General features: G+C 62.3%; 18 protein-coding genes. 13 read left to right on the forward strand and 5 right to left on the reverse strand.

What is annotated here, in order from left to right; translation table 11 throughout:
* Nucleotides 1-387 precede the first annotated feature (387 nt).
* The 3 genes from gyrB to dnaA all read right to left on the reverse strand — a co-directional run bounded on the left by gyrB (nt 388) and on the right by dnaA (nt 5,937).
* The gene (gyrB, locus tag P0D84_RS20365; RefSeq protein WP_408339333.1) at nt 388-2,862 is read right to left on the reverse strand and encodes a DNA topoisomerase (ATP-hydrolyzing) subunit B; all 2,475 of its coding nucleotides are present in this window, start codon (nt 2,860-2,862) and stop codon (nt 388-390) included.
* Between the two features lie 114 nt (nt 2,863-2,976).
* Nucleotides 2,977-4,080: a DNA polymerase III subunit beta gene (gene dnaN, locus P0D84_RS20370; protein WP_408339335.1), complete on the reverse strand. Its 1,104-nt coding sequence runs from the start codon at nt 4,078-4,080 to the stop codon at nt 2,977-2,979.
* A gap of 219 nt (nt 4,081-4,299) precedes the next feature.
* Entirely contained in the window at nt 4,300-5,937 is a 1,638-nt protein-coding gene (gene dnaA / locus P0D84_RS20375; protein WP_408339337.1) for a chromosomal replication initiator protein DnaA, read from the reverse strand.
* Between the two features lie 392 nt (nt 5,938-6,329).
* Between dnaA and rpmH the strand changes: the two genes are divergently transcribed.
* From rpmH to yidC, 4 genes are all read left to right on the forward strand, one after another.
* Nucleotides 6,330-6,464: a 50S ribosomal protein L34 gene (gene rpmH, locus P0D84_RS20380; RefSeq protein ID WP_004198824.1), complete on the forward strand. Its 135-nt coding sequence runs from the start codon at nt 6,330-6,332 to the stop codon at nt 6,462-6,464.
* Nucleotides 6,465-6,474: 10 nt separating this feature from the next.
* Nucleotides 6,475-6,978: a ribonuclease P protein component gene (gene rnpA, locus P0D84_RS20385; protein ID WP_408339339.1), complete on the forward strand. Its 504-nt coding sequence runs from the start codon at nt 6,475-6,477 to the stop codon at nt 6,976-6,978.
* A 124-nt stretch (nt 6,979-7,102) separates the two neighbouring features.
* Complete coding sequence (yidD, locus tag P0D84_RS20390; RefSeq protein ID WP_081936011.1) at nt 7,103-7,333, forward strand: membrane protein insertion efficiency factor YidD; 231 nt, start codon at nt 7,103-7,105, stop codon at nt 7,331-7,333.
* Between the two features lie 30 nt (nt 7,334-7,363).
* Nucleotides 7,364-9,022 (forward strand): membrane protein insertase YidC, encoded by a 1,659-nt coding sequence (gene yidC / locus P0D84_RS20395; RefSeq protein ID WP_408339341.1) that lies wholly within the window; start codon nt 7,364-7,366, stop codon nt 9,020-9,022.
* Nucleotides 9,023-9,126: 104 nt separating this feature from the next.
* Here yidC and P0D84_RS20400 read toward each other — a convergent pair whose 3' ends face one another.
* Nucleotides 9,127-9,600: an XRE family transcriptional regulator gene (locus P0D84_RS20400; protein ID WP_408339343.1), complete on the reverse strand. Its 474-nt coding sequence runs from the start codon at nt 9,598-9,600 to the stop codon at nt 9,127-9,129.
* Between the two features lie 345 nt (nt 9,601-9,945).
* Here P0D84_RS20400 and mnmE point away from each other — a divergent pair, with 345 nt between their 5' ends.
* From mnmE to P0D84_RS20415, 3 genes are all read left to right on the forward strand, one after another.
* Nucleotides 9,946-11,340, forward strand: coding sequence for a tRNA uridine-5-carboxymethylaminomethyl(34) synthesis GTPase MnmE (mnmE, locus tag P0D84_RS20405; protein ID WP_408339345.1), 1,395 nt, complete (start codon nt 9,946-9,948; stop codon nt 11,338-11,340).
* A gap of 297 nt (nt 11,341-11,637) precedes the next feature.
* Entirely contained in the window at nt 11,638-12,855 is a 1,218-nt protein-coding gene (locus P0D84_RS20410; protein ID WP_408339347.1) for a tyrosine-type recombinase/integrase, read from the forward strand.
* A 355-nt stretch (nt 12,856-13,210) separates the two neighbouring features.
* Nucleotides 13,211-13,372, forward strand: coding sequence for a hypothetical protein (locus tag P0D84_RS20415; RefSeq protein WP_408339349.1), 162 nt, complete (start codon nt 13,211-13,213; stop codon nt 13,370-13,372).
* A gap of 103 nt (nt 13,373-13,475) precedes the next feature.
* Here P0D84_RS20415 and P0D84_RS20420 read toward each other — a convergent pair whose 3' ends face one another.
* The gene (locus P0D84_RS20420; protein ID WP_408339351.1) at nt 13,476-13,808 is read right to left on the reverse strand and encodes an ecotin precursor; all 333 of its coding nucleotides are present in this window, start codon (nt 13,806-13,808) and stop codon (nt 13,476-13,478) included.
* 344 nt (nt 13,809-14,152) lie between these two features.
* On the opposite strand from P0D84_RS20420, the gene P0D84_RS20425 reads away from it, so the two are divergent.
* The 6 genes from P0D84_RS20425 (at nt 14,153) to P0D84_RS20450 (ending at nt 22,050) form a co-directional block, all read left to right on the forward strand.
* Nucleotides 14,153-15,778, forward strand: coding sequence for a methyl-accepting chemotaxis protein (locus tag P0D84_RS20425; RefSeq protein WP_408339353.1), 1,626 nt, complete (start codon nt 14,153-14,155; stop codon nt 15,776-15,778).
* Nucleotides 15,779-15,848: 70 nt separating this feature from the next.
* Nucleotides 15,849-16,313, forward strand: a complete 465-nt coding sequence (locus P0D84_RS20430; protein WP_408339355.1) for a chemotaxis protein CheW — start codon at nt 15,849-15,851, stop codon at nt 16,311-16,313.
* The gene (locus P0D84_RS20435) at nt 16,310-17,890 is read left to right on the forward strand and encodes a CheR family methyltransferase (protein ID WP_408339357.1); all 1,581 of its coding nucleotides are present in this window, start codon (nt 16,310-16,312) and stop codon (nt 17,888-17,890) included. Before P0D84_RS20430 ends, P0D84_RS20435 begins: the two co-directional genes overlap by 4 nt.
* A complete protein-coding gene (locus P0D84_RS20440; protein ID WP_408339360.1) occupies nt 17,883-18,563 on the forward strand; it encodes a chemotaxis protein CheW in 681 nt (226 codons plus the stop codon). Before P0D84_RS20435 ends, P0D84_RS20440 begins: the two co-directional genes overlap by 8 nt.
* The gene (locus P0D84_RS20445; protein WP_408339362.1) at nt 18,560-21,004 is read left to right on the forward strand and encodes a hybrid sensor histidine kinase/response regulator; all 2,445 of its coding nucleotides are present in this window, start codon (nt 18,560-18,562) and stop codon (nt 21,002-21,004) included. Before P0D84_RS20440 ends, P0D84_RS20445 begins: the two co-directional genes overlap by 4 nt.
* Nucleotides 21,005-21,021: 17 nt before the next feature.
* Nucleotides 21,022-22,050 carry a chemotaxis response regulator protein-glutamate methylesterase gene (locus P0D84_RS20450; protein WP_408339365.1) on the forward strand — a complete coding sequence of 343 codons (1,029 nt, stop codon included), beginning with the start codon at nt 21,022-21,024 and terminating at the stop codon, nt 22,048-22,050.
* Nucleotides 22,051-22,057 lie beyond the last annotated feature (7 nt).

Genomic DNA, 22,057 nt, shown 5'->3' on the forward strand with positions numbered 1-22,057 from the left:
GTCTCGAGCGGCGAGTACCAAGGCTCACGAAAACTAACTCGATTTTTTCATAATCTGTGGCAGCAGTTTTTCACTTACTTGGCACAGTTTCACTTTCCGTGGCACCCGACAGCTCCTCAGCGAGGTTGACCGAACCCTTCTCCATGGTGAGTTCCAACACCCAAACGCAAAAAGGGTTACAGGCTGTTTACCTGTAACCCTTCGAGTTGCTTAATCGGGCAATTCGAGCCAACCGCGTCGGATCGCACCCCTCAAAACATGCGACGTGGACCTAACGTTGAGTGCTTTCTGATGAAAAGCGCGAAAATCTAATCATTTCCGTGCATTCGAGTCCAGCTAACCCCGCGATAGTCCAATGATTTCCGTTTCCCTGCAGAAGCAACGCCCTCAAACGTCAATATTCCCCGCCCGCAACGCATTCGACTCAATGAAAGCCCGACGCGGCTCCACATCATCCCCCATGAGCGTCGTAAAGATGCCGTCGGCAGCAATAGCATCCTCAATCTGCACACGAAGCAAGCGACGCACCGTCGGATCCATCGTCGTTTCCCAAAGCTGCCCAGGATTCATCTCGCCCAGGCCTTTGTATCGCTGCTTCGAGATATTGCGTTCAGCATCAGCCAGCAACCACTTCATAGCGCTCTTGAAGTCGGTAACGGCCATACTCCGCTCACCACGCTTAATCACCGCTCCAGTCCCAATCAACCCCTTAAACGTATTAGCGGTATTGATCAGCTGTTGGTAATCAGCGGTCAGCTGAAAATCCTGATCCAGCACAGAAATCTTCTGATTCCCGTGATGAGTCCGCGCAACGCGCAGCGAGCGCAGCTCACGCACCGGGTCATACATCGTCGTGACCTTAACCTCAGGCTTCAACGGATCATCCCGCAGCTTCGCCTCAAGCGCCTTCGCCGAAGCCTCAGCCGCTTCCTCGCTAGACAGGTCAATCACAACCCCATCCATCACAGCCTCAAGCGCCCCAGCGTCATACAACCGGCTCAGTCGGTTCACAACAGCTTGAGCCAACAAATAAGCCCGAGCCAACTCCCCAAGCGCATCACCAGTGATAGGCGTAGCACCTTCCGAAGCCAACAACTCCGACCCCTGCAAGGCCAGCTTCAGGATGTGAGCATTAACCTCAGCCTCATCCTTCAAATACCGCTCATCCTTACCCGCCTTGATCTTGAACAGCGGCGGCTGCGCGATATAGATATACCCACGCTCGATCATGTCCGGCATCTGACGATAGAAGAACGTCAGCAGCAGCGTGCGGATGTGCGCGCCGTCCACGTCAGCATCGGTCATGATGATGATGCGGTGATAACGCAGCTTGTCGAGGTTGTAGTCTTCCTTGCCGATGCCACAACCCAAGGCAGTGATCAAAGTCACAATCTGCTCCGAAGAAAGCAGCTTGTCATAGCGCGCCTTCTCCACATTGAGCACCTTGCCGCGCAGCGGCAAAATCGCCTGAAACTTCCGATCCCGTCCCTGCTTCGCCGAGCCGCCTGCCGAGTCACCCTCGACGATATAAATCTCAGACTTCGCCGGATCCTTCTCTTGGCAATCCGCCAGCTTCCCAGGCAAACCAACGCCATCCAGCACACCCTTCCGCCGCGTCATCTCCCGCGCCTTCCGAGCCGCATCCCGCGCCCGCGCTGCATCAACAATCTTGCCGCAAATGATCTTCGCGTCGTTCGGCGTTTCCAGCAGGAATTCTTCGAGCGCCTTCGCGACCACATCCTCCACCGGCGCGCGCACTTCCGACGACACCAGCTTGTCCTTAGTCTGCGCGCTGAACTTCGGCTCCGGCACCTTCACCGACAGCACGCACGAGAGCCCCTCGCGCATGTCGTCGCCGGCCGTCTCAACCTTCGCTTTCTTCGCGACTTCGTGATCGGTGATGTACTTGTTCAACACGCGCGTCATCGCCGCACGCAAACCGGTCAAGTGCGAGCCGCCGTCGCGCTGCGGAATGTTGTTCGTGAAGCACAGCACGTTTTCGTTGTAGCTGTCGTTCCACTGCATCGCGACTTCGACGGCAATGCCGTCCTTCTCACCGCTGACGTGGAAAATGTTCGGGTGCAGGACGGCCTTGTTCTTGTTGATGTACTCAACAAAACCCTTCACACCGCCCACAAACGCGAAATCTTCTTCCTTGCCGCTGCGCAAGTCGTGCAGGCGAATCCGCACGCCGTTATTCAGGAACGACAGTTCGCGAATCCGCTTGGCCAGAATGTCGTAGTGATATTCGACATTGCCGAAGATCGTCTCGTCGGCCATGAAGTGCACTTCGGTGCCGCGGTTTTCGGTGTCGCCAACCACCTGAATCGGCGAGACAGCCACGCCGTCGATCTCCTCGACGATGCGGTTCTGCGGCACGCCACGGTGAAACTCCATGAAGTGCTTCTTGCCATCGCGGCGAATGGTCAGGCGCAGCCACGACGACAGCGCGTTCACGCACGACACACCCACGCCGTGCAGGCCGCCGGACACCTTGTAGCTGTTCTGGTCGAACTTGCCGCCGGCGTGCAGCTCGGTCATCACGATTTCAGCGGCACTGCGCTTCGGATCGTGCTTGTCGTCCATCTTCAGACCGGTCGGCACACCGCGGCCGTTGTCGGTGATCGAAATCGAGTTGTCCGCGTGGATGGTGACCTGGATGTCGTTACAGTACCCGGCCAACGCTTCGTCGATCGAGTTGTCGAGCACTTCGAACACGAGGTGATGCAGGCCGGTGCCGTCCGATGTATCGCCGATATACATCCCGGGACGCTTGCGCACCGCCTCCAGACCTTCAAGGATCTGAATGGACGAGGCGCCATAGCCGCTATTGTCGGGTTGCGAATTGTTCGTTTCAGTCATGGATTTTTTCCGGTTCTGCGTTGCTGCTGGGTTGCTGCTCGGGACTTTTCAAAACACCATAAAAACGCCAAAGGGGCGCTGCGCCCCTTGGTGTGTTCTTGGTTTTTGGACGCGTTAGATGCGCATCGGCATCACGACGTATTTGAATTCGTCGTTCTCGGGAATCGTGATCAACGCGCTGGAGCTGGCGTCGCCAAGGCTCACTTGCAACATGTCGACCTTCAGGTTCGCGAGCACGTCGAGCAGATACGTGACGTTGAACCCGATATCGACGCTGTCGCCGTCGTACGCGATTTCCAGTTCTTCCTGCGCCTCTTCCTGATCGGCGTTGGTCGACATGATCTTCAACTGGCCCGGCTCGACGATGCAGCGCACGCCCTTGAATTTGTCCGACGTCAGAATCGCGGCGCGTTGCAGCGAACGCTGCAGTTCTTCACGGCCGATCAAGAACTGATTCTTGTGCGACTTCGGAATCACGCGCTGGAAGTCGGGGAATTTGCCTTCCACCAGCTTCGACACCAGTTCGACCTGGCCGAACGTGAATTTCACCTGCGTGGGTGCGATGTCGATCTTCAGCGTGTCGTCGATGTCTTCCAGCAGACGCTGCAGTTCCAGAATCGTCTTGCGCGGAATGATCACTTCCTGACGCGCGAACGAGCCTTCGATCTTCATCGACGAGAACGCGAGGCGGTGGCCGTCGGTTGCGACTGCCATCAGCTGGTCGCCGTCCACCACCAGCAGCATGCCGTTCAGGTAGTAGCGGATGTCCTGCTGGGCCATCGAGAAATGGACCATGCCGAGCAACTGGCGGAACGTTTTCTGGGGAACCACCAGATTCGCGCCGTAGTCTTTAGCTTGAGCGACGGTCGGGAACTCGTCGGCCGCCAGCGTTTGCAGCGCAAAGCGGCTCTTGCCGGATTGCACGGTCAAACGCTTGTCGTTCAAGGTCAGCGTAACTTGCCCGTCGGGCATGGCGCGCAGAATGTCGAGGAGCTTTCTTGCTGCCACCGTGGTCGCGACCGAATCGCCGCCCACGCCAAAATCGGCACGCGTGGTGATCTGCAACTCGAGGTCGGTCGACAGGAACGACACGTCCGGGCCGTTCTTGGTAATCAGCAAATTGGCGAGGATCGGCAACGTATGGCGGCGTTCGACGATGCCGCTCACGGTTTGCAGCGGCCTGAGGAGGTTATCGCGTTCGGTCTTGACCAGTTGCATAGAGTTCCTTCGTTGATATGACGGCCTGCGCGCTTAGCTTGCCAGCCTTACAGCGCGCAGCCGCGGCTCCCCGCCGGCGCCACGCAGCGCCTGTCACGGCGTGAATTCCGCCCGCGGCCGCCGGGCGGTTAAACCTGTATTGTGCCTGAAAACAGAACCGCTCCCCTAAAATGGGGGCGAGTTCCGAAATAAACAGGTCGATTTTTACGTCCGGCCTGCTTAACCTTTAAGCGTCTGCTCCAGCACGTGCAGTTCGTGGTTTAGCTGGGCGTCTGTCGTGCGCTCGCCGGCAATCTTGCGCACCGCGTGCAGCACGGTGGTGTGATCGCGCCCGCCAAATAGTTCGCCGATTTCCGGCAAACTTTTCTGCGTCAGCTCCTTCGCCAGATACATCGCGATCTGCCGCGGCCGCGCGATGTTCGCCGGACGCTTCTTCGAATACATGTCCGCGACTTTGATGCTGTAGAAGTCAGCCGTGGTCTTCTGGATGTTTTCCACCGAAATCTGCCGGTTCTGTACCGTCAGCAGGTCTTTCAGCGCTTCTTTCGTCACTTCAATCGTGATTTCGCGGCCGTGGAACTTCGAATACGCGAGGATCTTGCGCAGCGCGCCTTCCAGTTCACGAACGTTCGAGCGCAGATGCTTGGCGACGAAGAACGCGACGTCTTCATTCAGGCTCACGAACTCCGATTGCGCCTTGCGCATCAGAATCGCGACGCGCATTTCCAGTTCGGGCGGCTCGATCGCCACCGTCAGACCGGAGTCGAAGCGCGAGATCAGGCGGTCGTCGATACCGGAGATTTCCTTTGGATACGTGTCGCTGGTGATGATCACCTGCGCCTTGTTCGCGACCAGCGCCTCGAATGCGTAGAAGAATTCCTCTTGCGTGCGGGACTTGCCGGAGAAGAACTGAATATCGTCGATCAGCAGCAGGTCGAGCGAGTGGTAATAGCGCTTGAAGTCGTCGAACGCCTTGCGCTGGTAGGCCTTCACCACGTCGGACACGTACTGTTCCGCGTGGATGTAGCGAATCCGCGCGCCGGCCTTGTCCATCAGAAGCTGGTTGCCAATTGCGTGGATCAGGTGGGTCTTGCCCAAACCCACGCCGCCGTACAGAAACAGCGGGTTGTACGAGATGCCGGGGTTGTCCGCGACCTGAATCGCCGCGGCGCGCGCCAACTGGTTGGCCTTACCGGTCACGAAGTTGTCGAAGGTCAGCACGGGGTTGAGCTTCGAACGCTCGTACATCGAGTCGTTCTCGCCGTTGCCGTTCGAGCTCGCGCTTTGGCCCGGACGCCACGTGCGGCGTGCGGCCGCAGCCTCGTTCGCGTCGAGGCTGGGCAGATCGAGGTCGGCATCTTCCGCCGCCGCCGCGCGTGCGTTTGCGTTTTGTTCAGCTGCGGCGCGTGCATTCGCGTTGAGGTTCGCCATCGCGCTGTTCGCGCCATTGGCGCGCGCGGCTTGCGCCGATTGCACGGCGCCGACGGCTGCGTCCACAGCGGCACCGCCGCCATTCGAGCCAGCCGATTGGCCGCCGCCCATCGAGCCAGCGGCGGAAGACGGACGCGCCGGAGCCGGCGACGAGCTCGCAGCCGGCGCACGCATGCCGGCTTTCGGATCCAGCACAAATTGCACATCGACCGGAGCGTGCCAGAAATCGCGGGCCATATCCGCGATGCGGCCGGAGAACTGGCTCTTGACCCAGTCAAGCTTGAAGCGGTTCGGCGCGGCGATGCTGAGCGTGTTCGCAGCGGCGTCGAAGGCGACCGGGGCCAACGGTTTGATCCACGTCACGTACTGCTGGGGCGTAAGCTCACGCTCCAGCAATGCGGAACAGTGTTGCCAGAAATCGTTCATCGAGTTGCTGTCGTTATGGTGTGCACGGCGGTTCGCCGCTGCCCCTGTCGCGTGCGCGCAACAAGGCCCTCAGCAGCCAGGCGTAGCGGCTCCAGGCGCTTGTGCCACAAGGGTTTGCGGGGCAAGCGAGCCGGAGCGGCGTGCAGGATTTTTGGGAAGTAAGGCGAGATTCTAACGCCAAATCGTCGGCGAAAGGGAGTTATCCACAGGGACCGATCATCCGGCGAACTCCCCTCGGGGCCAGGCTGGACCTGGCTAAACTATTGACGGTCAACGAAAAACCGGTTTAAATAGCGGGTTCCGCGAAAACCAATTCAGTAAACCTCCGGCCATTGCCGCTTCAGCGATGATCGTGCGGTTATTTTTCGATCAGTCGATCAAGTGAGAGCAACATGAAACGTACTTACCAACCTTCCGTTACCCGTCGCAAGCGTACCCACGGCTTCCGCGTTCGCATGAAGACCGCTGGTGGCCGCAAGGTCATCAACGCACGTCGCGCGAAGGGCCGCAAGCGCCTCGCCATCTAAGGTTAGCGGATTGCGCGCTCCGTCTGTGCCGGGAAGCGAAGCCTGCGGTAGTAACGTGGGAACGGCTGGGGCGCAGCAACTGGGCTCGGTTCCGTTGCGAGCGCAAGCCGCCTTCCCCAAAGCCGCAAGGCTACTGAAAACGGATGAATTTTCATCCGTTTTTCGTTTGCGCCCGTGGCGCCGCACCGCGCACTTCGTGGTGTACGGCCGGCCCACCGGCAATGACGCTCGCTTGGGCCTCGTAATCGGCAAGAAGTATGCGCCGCGCGCGGCCACGCGTAATCTGGTACGTCGACTCGCGCGTGAAGCCTTCCGGCTGCGTCGCGCGGAATTCGGCGGTTGGGATGTGCTGCTGCGTCTGCACACGCGCTTCGACAAGAAAGCTTTGCCGAGCGCCTCGTCGCCCCCGGTGAGGGCGCTGTGCCGCAGCGAGATAGAGGCGCTGCTCGACAAGGCAGCGCGTGAAATTGCCCGTCGTGAGGCGCCGCCCGCGGAAGCGCCCAAGACGGAATGACGCTCAAGTGACCGCCCGATTGGTCGTACGGGCAGCGCGGTTCGCCGAAATTGCTTCGGCAGCCCTGCTGCGCGGGCCTCACCCGGTACTCCACGTTGCGCGGCGCCGTTCGGCCGCACCAGCCATGCAAACGGTACTCTTCGCTTTATTGCGTTTCTACAAGGTTGCTGTGAGCCCCATGCTCGGCAACCGGTGCCGTTTTTACCCTTCCTGCTCTGATTACGCGCGCGAAGCAATCCAGTATCATGGCGCCGCGCGCGGAACTTATCTCGCCGCCAGGCGTATTTGCCGCTGCCACCCGTTTTCCGCGGGCGGCATCGATCTCGTCCCGCCTCCCACTTCTGAAAAGCGCTGACGCGCCGTTCCATCGACACTGAGACAACGCATGGATATCAAACGCACCGTCCTATGGGTCATCTTTTTCATGTCAGCTGTCATGCTGTTCGACAACTGGCAACGCGACCACGGACGCCCGTCGATGTTCTTCCCGAGCGCCACGCCGACCAAGACCGTCGGTAGCGCCGCACCGGGAACCACAACGCCGGGAACCCAGCCCGCCGATTTGCCGGCCACCAACGCAGCAGCGCCGGGCAATGCGCCGGCCGCGGCCGAAGGCCAGCTGATCAAGTTCAGCACCGACGTCTATAACGGCGAGATCGACACCCGCGGCGGCACGCTGTCGAAGCTGTCGCTCGTCAAGCAGGGCGACGGCAAGCAGCCGGATCTGGTCATCACCCTGTTCGACCGCACCGCGAACCACACGTACGTGGCGCGCACGGGTCTGCTCGGCGGCGATTTCCCGAACCATAACGACATCTACACGCCGCTCCCGAACCAGCCGACCGACCTGACGGGCGACGCCAAATCGTTCAAGCTCAGCTTCGAGTCACCGGTCAAGGGTGGCGTGAAGGTCATCAAGACCTACACGTTCACGCGCGGCAGCTATGTGATCGGCGTCGACACGAAGATCGAGAACGTCGGCACGGCGCCGGTGAGCCCGTCGGTCTATATGGAACTGGTGCGCGACGACCAGCCGGTGGAAACGCCGCGCTTCTCGCACACGTTCATCGGACCGGCTGTCTACACCGACCAGCACCACTTCCAGAAGATGACGTTCGGCGACATCGACAAGAACAAGGAAGACTTCGTCAATTCGGCCGACAACGGCTGGATCGCGATGGTGCAGCATTACTTCGCGTCGGCATGGATTCCGCAGCAAGGCGTGAAGCGCGACATCTACGTCGAGAAGATCGATCCGACGCTGTATCGCGTCGGCGTGAAGCAACCGGTGGCGACCATCGCCCCGGGCCAATCGGTTGACGTGTCCGCGCGTCTGTTCGCCGGTCCGGAAGAAGAGCGCATGCTCGAAGGCATCGCCCCGGGTCTGGAACTGGTGAAGGACTATGGCTGGGTCACGATCATCGCCAAGCCGCTGTTCTGGCTGCTCGAGAAGATCCACAGCTATGTCGGCAACTGGGGCTGGTCGATCGTGCTGCTCACGCTGCTGATCAAGGCCGTGTTCTTCCCGCTGTCGGCCGCGAGCTACAAGTCGATGGCGCGCATGAAGGCGATCACGCCGCGTATGCAGGCGCTGCGCGAACGCTTCAAGGGCGATCCGCAGAAGATGAATTCGGCGCTGATGGAGCTGTACAAGACCGAGAAGGTCAATCCGTTCGGCGGCTGTCTGCCGGTCGTGATTCAGATTCCGGTGTTCATCTCGCTGTACTGGGTGCTGCTGTCGTCGGTTGAAATGCGCGGCGCGCCTTGGATTCTCTGGATTCACGATCTGTCGCAACAGGATCCGTTCTTCATCCTGCCGGTGCTGATGGCCGTCTCGATGTTCCTGCAGACCAAGCTGAACCCGACGCCGCCGGACCCGGTTCAAGCCAAGATGATGATGTTCATGCCGATCGCGTTCTCGGTCATGTTCTTCTTCTTCCCGGCCGGTCTGGTGCTGTACTACGTGGTGAACAACGTGCTGTCGATCGCCCAGCAGTACTACATCACGCGGATGATGGGTCAGTCGAAGGCGAAAGCGGCCTGATTGATGTCTTGCCTGCGGCGGGCGGCGGTAGCGCCCGCTGGTTGAGAGGCAGAAGCTGAAGCTAGCCGTAAAAAAGCCGCCCGGTTTGCACCGGGCGGTTTTTTTTATGCCTCGGCGGATGGTCCCTTATCTTTCGATGCCGATGCGTCTTCAGGCGCGGCGTCGCTTTCCTGTTGCGTGCCGCCGTCAAATTCAGTGATCAGTTCTTCCACCAGATTGCGCTGGCGCGGCGACAAACCCGCGAACCGGTTCGCCATCTGCGTCACCATCTCGACCGTTTCCGGCGTAAGTGGATACTTTTCGCCGCGGGCAAGCGGTTTTGCCTTGCCGGATGGCGCTGGCCCGTAATGCAGCCAGTGAACGTCCTTTTGCAACCAGGCGGCTAAAACCTGCAACTTGTCGCGCTTTGGTATCGTCGTACCCGCGAGCCATTTGTGCGCGGTTTGTGGTGAGACTGCAGGGCCACTGCTATAAAGCAGATTGAATTCCCTAGCTAAATCGGTCCCGCCCTTAATGTCTTTGGGGAGTGAGTCTTTCAGCCGTTTGGCGAAAGCTGCTTTTTCTTTGGAGGTCGGCATGGGCCCGATTGTGCAATTCGACGCATAATCAGTGGACAACCAATTGGGCTACTTTATAGCGTAAATAAGCTATTTTTAGCCTGAAATAGCCGCCAAATACCGTGTTTCACGATTTTTCAAAATCCTGTCTTTTCCTTGTGGGGTGTGCGTTTTAGCGACTCTGGCGCGTCGATTAGTCGCAAGTGAATCTTAGGCTATCTTAGCTTGCGCGAGATAAATCTCTATTTGTCTTATGAAAACTGGCCCGCGCTAGGAATGACTTGGGTCCAGAACCGACAGTGCCCGCGTTACAATGCCTCGCGCCCGCTCCCTGCGCATTCAATCCCTTCTGATAGTTTCATTCCCATGCTCGCCACCGATTCCGATCCGATCGTCGCCATTGCCACTGCACCCGGCCGAGGCGGAATCGGGGTCGTGCGAATTTCGTTCGGCCGAGCTGGGGAAGCTGCCGCGCAGCCGTTGATGCAAGCGCTCACCGGCCAGGCACTGGCGCCGCGTCACGCGAGTTATGTGCCCTTCCTCGACGAGGCCGGCAACGCGCTCGACCGCGGCATCGCGCTGTACTTTCCCGCGCCGCACTCCTACACCGGTGAGCACGTGCTCGAATTGCAAGGCCACGGCGGTCCGGTCGTGCTGCAACTGGTGCTGCAACGTTGCATCGAGGCCGGCCGTGCGTTCGGTTTGCGTCTGGCTGAGCCGGGCGAATTCACGCGGCGCGCGTTTCTCAACGACAAGCTGGATCTGGCGCAAGCGGAAGCCGTCGCCGATCTGATCGAGGCCAGCACCGAGGCCGCGGCACGCTCGGCGGGCCGCTCGCTCGACGGCGCGTTTTCGCGCGACATCCATGCGCTGGTCGAAGAAGTCATCACGCTGCGGATGCTGGTGGAAGCGACGCTCGATTTTCCGGAAGAGGAAATCGACTTTCTCGAAGCCGCCGACGCCCGCGGCAAGCTCGCGCGAATCCGCGAGCGCCTGGCGCACGTGCTGAGCGAAGCACGTCAAGGTGCGTTGTTGCGCGAGGGTTTGTCGGTGGTGCTGGCGGGACAGCCGAACGTCGGCAAGTCGTCGTTGCTAAACGCGCTGGCCGGCGCGGAGTTGGCCATCGTGACGCCGATCGCCGGCACGACGCGCGACAAGGTCGCGCAGACGATCCAGATCGAAGGCATTCCGCTGCATGTGATCGACACAGCTGGCCTGCGCGATACCGAAGACGAGGTGGAAAAGATCGGCATAGCGCGCACGTGGAACGAGATTGAGCGCGCGGACGTCGTCCTGCATCTGCTGGATGCACGAACTGGCATGAACGTCGAAGACGAAACGATCGCGGCGCGTTTCCCGAGCGGTGTACCGGTGGTGCGCGTGCTGAACAAGACGGACTTGACCGAGCTCGCGCCGACCGTGACCCCGCTGGACGCCGATCTCGATCTCAGCGAAGTACGGCTGTCGGCTAAACAAGGCGATGGCGTCGCGTTGCTGCGCGAGGAATTGCTGCGCATCGCCGGCTGGCAGGCCGGCGCGGAAAGCGTGTACCTCGCGCGCGAACGGCATCTGATTGCGCTGCGCGCGGCTGAGGAGCATCTGGCGACGGCTGCCGCGCACGCCGATCAGAACGCTCAAGCCTTGGATCTGTTCGCCGAAGAACTGCGGCTAGCGCAGGATCAGCTGAATTCCATCACCGGCGAATTCAGTTCGGATGATCTGCTCGGAGTGATTTTCAGCCGGTTTTGTATCGGAAAATAATCTACTGCCAGGTGACAACCGATTTTCACAAGCGCACCGTCAAACGTTATCGCCCGCCGAGAAGGCGAAGACTGTCCCTGAGCGGTCGAGCCACCGCGCCCAACACCATTTCGGTAAAGTCACCAAAATGGTCGACCTGCTGACGCGCAGCAACGCGTGGCATCAGCGGCTACCCCTGCTTCACGTCTGCATAATGTGCACTGAAGACAATTTGTAGACCAAAATCCACCCATTTTTTTGGTACACAAGCGACGGCCGATCTACAATCACCGCTGTCCCATGTATCAAACGCCCGTCATGCCAAAACTAGCCGCCCCTCTCACCGAAACGCAGATCCGCGCGCTTGAACCCCGCGCGACGCGATATTGCGTCGCAGACGGCAACGGCCTCGTCATCGAAGTAATGACCACAGGCACCAAGGTCTGGCGCTTCCGCTACTCACTGAACGGCAAGCGTCAGCCGCTCGTCACGATTGGCGACTACCGGATGATTTCGCTACGCGTCGCGCGCGCCAAGGCGCAGAAATACGCAGAGATGGTTGCAGGCGGCGTCTCGCCGGTAGCCACGGCACGCCGCGACCGCGGTGTAGAGAGCAAGGCCGAGGTGCTGCGCGAAGCAGCGGAGCTCTACCTCGCGACGGAGATGGCCGGCAAATCGGCGGAGTATCAGCGCACCACGCGGCGCGCGCTCGAAAAGGACGTTCTCCCCGCCATCGGCGCCAAGCCGATCAAGGCCGTAACGGCCGACGACATCCGCGCGATATGCGATCAGATCAAAAGCCGTGGCTCGCCCAAAATGGCGCTGCACACGCGCAACGCGGTCAAGCGGCTCTATGAGTACCTGATTGCCCGGCAGCTGGCCACGGACAATCCGGCGGCGCTCATCCCGGCCCGCTTCATCGCGACGCCGGACAGCCGCACCCGCGTACTCGCTCCAGACGAAATGGGCGCCATGCTCCGCGCGATCTACGCCTCGAACATTCGACGTCCGCTGAAATTGGCTTTGCACCTGCTCGTGCTGACGATGGTGCGGAAATCGGACATCGTCGAGGCAGCCTGGTCCGAGTTCAACCTCGACGCAGCGCGATGGAAGATCCCCGCCGCGCGGATGAACAAGGACCGCGAGCATGTGGTGCATCTCCCGCATCAGGCGGTCGCCCTGCTTCGCGAGCTTCAGGACACGAAGACCAGCCGAAATTTCGTATTCCCAAGCGTCAGGGGCGACGATCGGCCGATCGCTAAAAGCACGCTCAACCAGGCCGTCAAATCGCTCGGACTCGACGTGGAGCATTTCGTCTTACATGACTTCCGGCGCACCGCCGCGACCCACTTACGCGAGATGGGGCAACCTTCGGATGCGATCGAAAATGCGCTGGCACATGCCGTCAAGGACGCCTCGGGCGGGGGCCACCACGCTGGGCATGCCGCAGAGCAGCGTCGGACCTTGCAACTGTGGGCGGATTTTGTCGACGCTCAAATCGAGCGCGCGGCACGCAAACCCGCGGTCGCGTTCTGAAGGTTCGCGAGGCTCGCCGCCAGATTCGTGCAGATGATCCAGCACGCCTTGGCCGACGAGCGTAATCGGCTATGCGCGGCAGGTCCGGCGAGTCCTATGCGCGTTCCAGCAGTCCATTTCACCATAGGCCGACGGCGTGCTTGATGGTACACAGACAAACAAACACAACCTGCAAAGACCTGTATTTAAAATAAAAACATCTTCTTCACTGGGTTCTCGGCGAGCGCGCTCCGCCTTCCAGCCCGCCCAATCACGTCAATCCCACCTCACCGCCAGCCAACCCCTCACAGCGTCCTTCTTTCCCGCTGTTCATCGCCTAAACTAAAGCGTGGATGAAAGCCGAGACGGAGGCTCCATGTCTGAATCTTTAGTAGCCTATTTGCTGGGACCGGCGGTGATGCTGCTGGTCGGCGCGGTGATCTGGGCGGCGTCCCACTACCACGCCAAAACGAAGCCGGAGCGCCTCGAACGCTGGCTCGACACGCACTATGCGGAGTGGCTGCATCACAAGCACTGAGCGCGGATACCCAACAAGAAAGGCCGTCGCACCACGCGACGGCCTTTTTCTCTGGTGCGCGCGAGCGCGAGCGTCGCGAAACGACGCGTGCTAATACATGGCGTTACCAGCCCGGTTGCGGTTGCGGCTGCTGCGGATACCCGTACTGTGCGGGCGGCGGCGCACCGCACGCGACGTACGCACGCTGGTACTGGTCATAGCAGTATCCCGGCGGCGGCCCGGCATACACAGGCGCCGGCTGATAGACCGGCTGCGCATACACTGGCTGCTGATAAGCCACCACCGGCGCCGGATTCAATGCGGACGTCACCACGGCGCCCAGCACGGCACCGCCGATCAGCGCACCGACCACATCGCCGCCATTCCCATGAGCCGAAGCTTGCCCCGCTACGCTCAGGCTCCCCACCATCAACAACGCCACCGCAATCTTTTTCATGTTTCGCTCCCGCCGTTCAGGCATGGAGCAGATTGTGTGGGGTACTTGCAGAAATAGATGCTGCAGTTGGTAACTGGCGATTACCGATGTAACGCCGCGCAGGCGTCCTTGCTTACCAATTTCCGCCAGAAAAAACAGTGAGCCTTAGGCCAGCACCCGCCGACACCTCAAAATGCCACCTCGCCCTTCCGCACCGCCATCCATTCCCACGATCAATGTAAAATCCGCCGCATGACCCGTCGGACAAATCCGACGACCCTCAAAGCTTTCCGATCGTTCGACCCCGAGACCGCCAGTCGACATCGGGCGTCGAGTCCAAGCTAAAAAAGTTAAGGGGCGTGCGCGTGAAACAATGGACCATCCGGAAACGGATTCTGTGCAGCTTCGGGATCGTGCTGATCGTGATGCTGGCAATGGCAATCGTCACTTTCGAGCAACTCGGCGGCATCGACCGCGACGCGAAGAGTCAGCAGGACGATTCGATGCCCGGCCTCTACTACGCGACCGCGATGCGCGCGGCCTGGTTCGAGAACTACACCGTCACGCAGCGTCTCATTTACGTCGATACGGACCCCGACGCCGTCAAGCGCGACACAGCCCGTTTGCAAGAGACCGAGCAGACCCTTCAGAAGCTCCTCGGCGATTACGGCGCGACCATCTATAGCGAAAGCGATCGTGAGTTCTTCAATGACTTCCGCCAGCAACACGCGCAGTACCTGCCGATCCAGGCCTCCCTGTTGAACGTCTTGCCGAGTTCGAAAGAGAACGCCGCGCACATCTTCAACTCGCAACTCACGTCGATCTGGGAAGCGGGCCGTCTGTCGGTGCGCAAATTGGTCGAAAACAACAAGGCCGACGCCGACAAGGCCGCCGAAAACATCCGCAGCTCGGTCGGGACGACCCGTGTCGTATTGCTCGTGATGCTGCTGATCGCCGCCATGGTCGCCGCGCTGGCCGGTTACTGGCTGTTGCGCGCGGTCACCACGCCGATGGCCAAGGTGCTGAAAGTCGTCGACGTCATGCGCACGGGCGATCTCACGCAACGTCTGCACCTGAACCGCGCGGACGAAATCGGCGCGCTCGAAGCGGGCTTCAACCGCATGACTGACGAGATCACCGCACTGGTCGGCCAGGCGCAAAAGTCTGCAGTCCAGGTCACGACGTCGGTGACGGAAATCGCCGCGACCTCGCGTGAACAGCAAGCCACCGCGAACGAAACCGCGGCGACCACCACCGAGATCGGCGCCACGTCGCGTGAAATCTTCGCGACCTCGCGCGACCTGCTGCGCACCATGAACGAGGTTTCCGAAGTGGCCGGCCAGTCGGCGGCACTCGCGGGCACGGGGCACGCGGGTCTCGCGCGCATGGAAGACACCATGCGCCTCGTGATGGAAGCGGCCGGCTCGGTCAACGCGAAGCTCGCGATCCTCAACGAGAAGGCCAGCAACATCAATCAGGTCGTCGCCACCATCACCAAGGTCGCGGATCAGACCAATCTGCTCTCGCTGAACGCGGCGATCGAAGCAGAAAAAGCCGGCGAATACGGCCGCGGCTTCGCGGTCGTGGCGACCGAGATTCGCCGCCTCGCGGATCAAACCGCCGTGGCGACCTACGACATCGAACAGATGGTCAAGGAAATCCAGTCTGCGGTTGCCGCGGGCGTGATGGGCATGGACAAGTTCTCCGAAGAAGTGCGGCGCGGCATGCTCGACGTGCAGAACGTGGGCGGCCATCTCACGCAGATCATTCAGCAGGTGCAGGCGCTCGCGCCGCGCTTCTCGATGGTCAACGAGGGCATGCAGACCCAAGCCACCGGCGCCGAGCAGATTACCCAGGCGCTGACGCAGCTCTCGGAGGCCGCGCAACAGACGGCGGAATCGCTGCGCCAGTCGACCCAGGCGATCGACGATCTGACGCACGTCGCCAATAGCTTGCGCACTGGCGTATCGCGCTTCAAGGTGGTGGCCTGACGCGTCGCGGCTGGCTCATTGAATCACGCTCGCCGCCCCACACACCTTCCCACAGCCCAAGCCCACGCCGATGCTCTTCATCCTCTTCACGCTCGATAGCGAACGCTACGTGATCGACGCGACGCAGGTGGAGCGTGTGATGTCGCTCACGCCGCAGTCGCCGCCGAAGACGATCCCCGGCGCGCCGTCGTGGGTCGCGGGCGTGCTGGATCACGAAGGCACGCCGCTGCCGGTGATCGATTTGCCGGCGCTCGCGCTCGGCCGCCCGGCGGCGCAGCTGATGTCGACGCGTGTGGTGCTGGTGCGCTATCCGTATGCGGGCACGGTGCGCTTGCTCGCGCTCCTGCTTGAAGGCGCCACGCGCACCATCCGCCTCGCCGCCGACACGTTTCATGACGCCGGCATCGACCTGCCGCACGCGCGCTATCTGGGCCCGGTCGCGAGCGAAGCAGGCGGTCTGGTGCAATGGATTCGCGTCGAGCATCTGCTGCCCGACGACGTCAAAGCCCTGCTGTTTCCCGAGGCGCACACATGAACGCGCATCACGACAACGCGCCGCTTTATCGACGCTTCACCGATCTGCTGTATCGAACCATCGGGCTCGATGCAGCATCGCTCGGTCATAGCGCGATCGAGCGCGCGGTCGATCAGCGCGCCGCCGCCTGGTACGCGGACGGTCACGCCGGCGCCACGCTCGCCGACTACTGGGAAGCTGCGCACGCGTCGCCCGCCATGGTGCAGGCGCTGGTGGAAACGGTGGTGGTGCCGGAGACCTGGTTCTATCGCGACGCCGACGCGTTCAAAGCGCTTGCGCGTCTCGCGCACGAACGCCTCGGCGAGCGCGGCACCGCGCTGCCGCTGCGGATTCTGAGCTTGCCCTGCTCGACCGGCGAAGAACCGTACACGATCGCGATGACGCTGCTCGACGCCGGCATCGACGCCGCGCACATGCGCATCGACGCGATGGATATCAGCGAGCGTTCGCTGGCCGTCGCGCAGCGCGCCGTGTACGGCCGCAACTCGTTTCGCGGCAATGCGTTTCCATTCCGTGACGCGCACTTCACGCGCACCGAAGACGGCTGGCGTCTCGCGCCGCGCGTCGTCGACGCGGTGCGGTTCTCGCGCGCTAACCTGATGCAACTCGATGCGACGGCGCTCGGCGTCTACGACTTCGTGTTCTGCCGCAACGTGCTGATTTACTTCGACCGCGCAGCACAGCAGACGGCCTTGCATGCGCTCAACAGCGTGTTGGCAGAAAACGGCACGCTGTTCGTCGGTCCCGCGGAAACCGGGCTGTTGATGCGTCACGGCATGCAGTCGGCGAAGATTCCTTTGGCGTTCGCGTTCCGCCGCGCGGCGACGGGTGAAGCGCAGTCCAACGGCTGGCACACCGCGCCGCTCGCCACGGCCGCCGCGCTCGCGATGACCCATTCGGCAGTGCCCGCGCTCGCGCCGCTGCAAGTGTTCTCGGCGGAGCCTTTCGCGTGGCCCGATCCGGTTGCGCGTAACTCGTTCGGCGGCGTCTCAACGCAATCGCCACAGAACGGAATTTCGCCGCCCATGCCGTTGGAAGGTATTTCGCAACGCTTGCCGTTGGATGGAGCTTCGCAACACACGTCATTGAACGACATTTCGCGGCGCACACCGCCAAAGGACACTTCACAGCACCCGCCCGCGAACGGTATTTCACGGCGCACGCCTCTGAACGACATTTCGCAACACTCACTGCAGGCGTCCAAAGCCGCATCGCAGTCGCACGAATTCATGTCACCGCCCATCACCTCGCCGGCCAACGCCGCACGCGACACGCTGCAAGCCGCGCACGCATTAGCCGACGCAGGCCGTCTGACGGAAGCCGCGAATGCGATCAACGTTTATCTGGAACAGCACGCACCGCACGCCGACGCCTTCTACCTGCTTGGCGTACTGGCGGACGCCAGCGGCGATACGAACCTCGCACGCGGCCACTATCGCAAGGCGCTCTACCTCGACCCGCGGCACACTGAAGCGCTCGCGCATCTGGCAACACTGCTCGAACTCGAAGGCGATCGCAACGGCGCGCGTCTGTTAATGGAACGCGCGTCGCGCGCACAGGGAGCGCAACGTGGTTGAGGACCGCACAGTGACCTTCGACGACTGCTGGAACCGCATCGGCGTGCGCGGCGATTCGTCGTGCGAGCGGCTGGTCGAATACGTGCGCTGTCTGAATTGCCCCGTGTTCGAAGCGGCCGCGGCCGAATTGCTGGAGCGTCCGATTCCGCTCGTGGATCTCTCGCAGCATGACGCCCGCACGCCGGCGCAACAGCAACGACACGATGTACAAGGTGCGAGCGAATCGTTCCTTATCTTCCGTATCGGCGGCGAATGGCTCGCGCTGCCCACGCCGATCTTCAAGCGCATCGTGCAGACGCGGCCGATTCATACGTTGCCGCATCGGCAACATCGCGCGGTGCTGGGCGTGGTGAATGTGCAGGGTGACTTGCTGGTGTGTCTGTCGCTCGCGCATCTGCTGGGTTTCGAAGCTGACACCGCCGGCGACGATACAGCGCGTCACGATCTGCCACGTTTGCTGGTGGTCTCGCGCGCCGAAGAGCACGCGGTGTTTCCAGTCGATCAGGTCGACGGCGTGCATCGGATCGCGGTCTCCAGCTTTTGCCCACCGCCCGCGACGCTCTCGCACGCGGCCGCTGCTCACACACGCGCCATTGCCCCGTGGCGCGGCATGACGGTCGGCCTGCTCGACGCCGATGCCTTGTTCGATACCTTGAACCGGAGTCTCGGATGACGGACGACCCGCGCCGCCCGTCGCTGATCGATCTCTTCCGCGAGGAAGCGCGAACCCAGGCACGTGTGCTCAACGACGGCCTGCTCGCTCTCGACCGCGCGCCACGCGATGCGGCGGCGCTCGAGGCCTGCATGCGCGCGGCGCATTCGCTGAAGGGCGCGGCGCGTATCGTCGGCGTGCCGGTCGGTGTCGAACTCGCGCACGCGATGGAAGATTGCTTCGTCGCGGCGCAGGAAGGGCGCGCGATGCTCGATGCTGCGTGGATCGATGAGTTGCTGCGCGGTGTCGATATCGTTGCGCGCATCGGCAATGACGAGGACGAGTCGGCGCGTGATGCCGTGAGCGCGTGCGTGGCGTCGTTGCAGGCGCGTATGACGGGTGTCGTGCCGCATGGCGCTGCGATGCGGCGGGATGCTGTGCAGCCGGCTGCTTATGTTCCTGCCACGGGTCCTGCCGCGACTCGTGCTCGCGTCGCCGGCGCTGCACCTGCATCTGCACCTGCACCTGCACCCGGCGTAGCCACCGGACCGCAAATCGCATCGGCCGGCGCTGGACACGACGCCGACGCCGCATTCAATCTGCTAGCCAACGCGCTGCGCGCAGAAGCGTCCCCCGCCTCAGCCACACCGGCGAGCAGGGTTGCAAGCGCCTCCGAGTCCACCTCAAACGAAGCAAGCCCCCCAGCAACAGACCCCGGCCGCATGCTGCGCGTACGCGCCGACAACCTCGACCGGCTGCTCTCCCTATCCGGTGAATCGCTGGTCGAATCGCGCTGGCTCAAACCCTTCGCGCAATCCATGCTGCGCGTCAAACGCGTCCAACGTGACGGCTCGCGCGCGCTGGATCAGTTGCACGAAACGCTCGCCGACCTGAGACTCGACCCGCGCGCGCACGCCGCGCTCGAAGAATTGCGCCGCCTCACCGCGGAATCGCAACATCTGCTGGCCGAGCGTCTCGCCGATCTGGAGAGCTTCGACCGCCGCTCGACACATCTGTCGCAGCAGCTTTACGACGCCGCACTGCAATGCCGGATGCGCCCCTTCGGCGACGGCACCAGCGGTCTTGCGCGCATGGTGCGCGACGTCGCGCGTTCGCTCGGCAAGAAGGTGCGCTGGCAACTGGTCGGCGAATCGACTCAGGTCGACCGCGACATCCTCGATCTGCTCGAAGCGCCGCTCGGCCACCTGCTGCGCAATGCGATCGACCACGGCATCGAAGCGCCCGCGCACCGTCTCGCGCTCGGCAAGTCCGAAGAGGGCACGCTCACGCTCGACGCGCGTCACACCGCCGGCGCGCTGGTCATCACCGTCATCGACGACGGCGCGGGTATCGACCTCGACCGGCTACGCACCTCGATTGTCCGCAAAAAGCTGGCGAGCGCCGAAACGGCCGCTCGCCTGTCCGAAATCGAACTGCTCGAATTCCTGTTCCTGCCCGGCTTCTCGTTGCGCGACCAGGTCACCGAGGTCTCCGGCCGTGGCGTCGGACTCGACGCGGTGCACGACGTCGTCAAGCGTGTGCGAGGCACGGTGCGCATCACGCATGAACCCGGCGTCGGCACGCGCGTGCAGTTGCAACTGCCGCTCACGCTCTCGGTGATCCGCAGCCTGCTCGTCGAAGTCGCGTGCGAGCCGTACGCCGTGCCGCTCGCGCATGTGAACCGCACGCTGCACGTGCGCCGCGCGGAGATCGAACTGCTCGAAGGCCATCAGCACATTGCCTTCGACGGCCGCCGCATCGGCGTCGTCACCGCGCATCAGATTCTCGACACCGCGCCGCCCGCCAACGAAGCCGATACCGTCAGCCTGATCGTGATCGGCGACGGCGCACAAACCTTCGGCGTGGTGGTCGATCGCTTTCTCGGCGAACGGATGCTGGTGGTGCACCCGCTCGACCCGCGCCTCGGCAAGATCAGGAACATCACAGCCGGCGCGTTGATGGAAAACGGCGACCCGGTGCTGATTGCGGACGTCGACGACTGGCTGCGCTCGGTCGAAAAGCTCGTCGCTGGCGGCGATCTGCAGCACACGCAGCTCGGCGCCGCGCTCACGGCACAGCGCGCGACACGGCGCGTGCTGGTGGTCGACGATTCGCTCACCGTGCGCGAACTCGAACGCAAGCTGCTGGCGACGCGCGGCTACGACGTGACGATCGCCGTCGACGGCATGGACGGCTGGAACGCGGTGCGCGGCGAGCGCTTCGACCTCGTGATCACCGACATCGATATGCCGCGCATGGACGGCATCGAACTCGTCACGCTCATCAAGCGCGATCCGCAACTGCAGTCGCTGCCGGTGATGATCGTCTCGTACAAGGATCGTGAAGAAGACCGCCGCGCCGGCCTGAACGCGGGCGCGGATTATTATCTGGCGAAAGGCAGTTTCCACGACGAAGCATTGCTCGATGCAGTGCGTGATCTGATCGGCGAAGCTTACGGTTAAACCTACGGGCAAAACGAATGAAAATCGGAATCGCCAACGACCTGCCGCTCGCCGTCGAGGCGCTGCGCCGCGCGCTTGCCGCGCGCCAGGACTACGAGGTGCTGTGGGTTGCGCAGGACGGCCAGCAGGCGGTCGATTTCTGCGCCGCGCAGCGGCCCGACATCGTGCTGATGGATCTCGTGATGCCGAACGTCGACGGGATCGAGGCCACCCGCCGCATCATGGCGAAGGCGCCGTGCGCGATCCTGATCGTGACCGTCGACGTGGGCGCGAACGCGTGGCGCGTCTACGAAGCGATGGGCGCGGGCGCGCTCGATGCGGTGGATACGCCCTCGCTGAGCGGTCCGGACGCGCACAAAAGCATCGCCACTCTGATCGCGAAGATCGACCACGTCGCCGCGCTGGTCAAGGAGCGTAATGTGTCGGGCTACGCGGCGGCTGCAGGACCGGCCAGCGTGACAAACCGCGACACGCCGCTGGTTGCGATCGGCGCTTCGGCGGGCGGGCCGGCGGCGCTCGCCACGTTGCTCGCAGGCTTGCCGAAGGATTTCGCGGCGGCCATCGTGATCGTCCAGCACGTCGACGCGGCATTCGCCGCCGGCATGGCCGACTGGCTGAACCAGCAGTCGGCGCTGCCCGTGCGGATCGCCATCGAAGGTGATCGGCCGCAAGCGGGCGTCGCGCTGCTGGCCGCCACGGACGACCATCTGCACCTGAAGCTGCCCAACGTGCTCGGCTACACGAGCGTGCCGGCCGAAACGCCCTACCGGCCTTCCGTCGACGTGTTTTTTCAGAGTGTCGTGGCACGCTGGCCGGCACGGGCGATCGGCGTGCTGCTGACCGGTATGGGCCGCGACGGTGCGATCGGCCTCAAGGCGATGCGCACCAAGGGCTATCAGACGATCGCTCAGGACGAGGCAACCAGCGCCGTGTACGGCATGCCGAAGGCGGCAGCGGCGCTCGATGCCGCCGCCGCGATCCTGCCGCTGCCCCGGATTGCCGCCGCGCTCGCCAGCGCCGTGGGTATATCCGTGGGCACACGTTAGCGTCCGG

The organism is Paraburkholderia sp. RL17-337-BIB-A (assembly GCF_046025895.1).
Classification (GTDB): Bacteria; Pseudomonadota; Gammaproteobacteria; order Burkholderiales; family Burkholderiaceae; genus Paraburkholderia; species Paraburkholderia fungorum_C.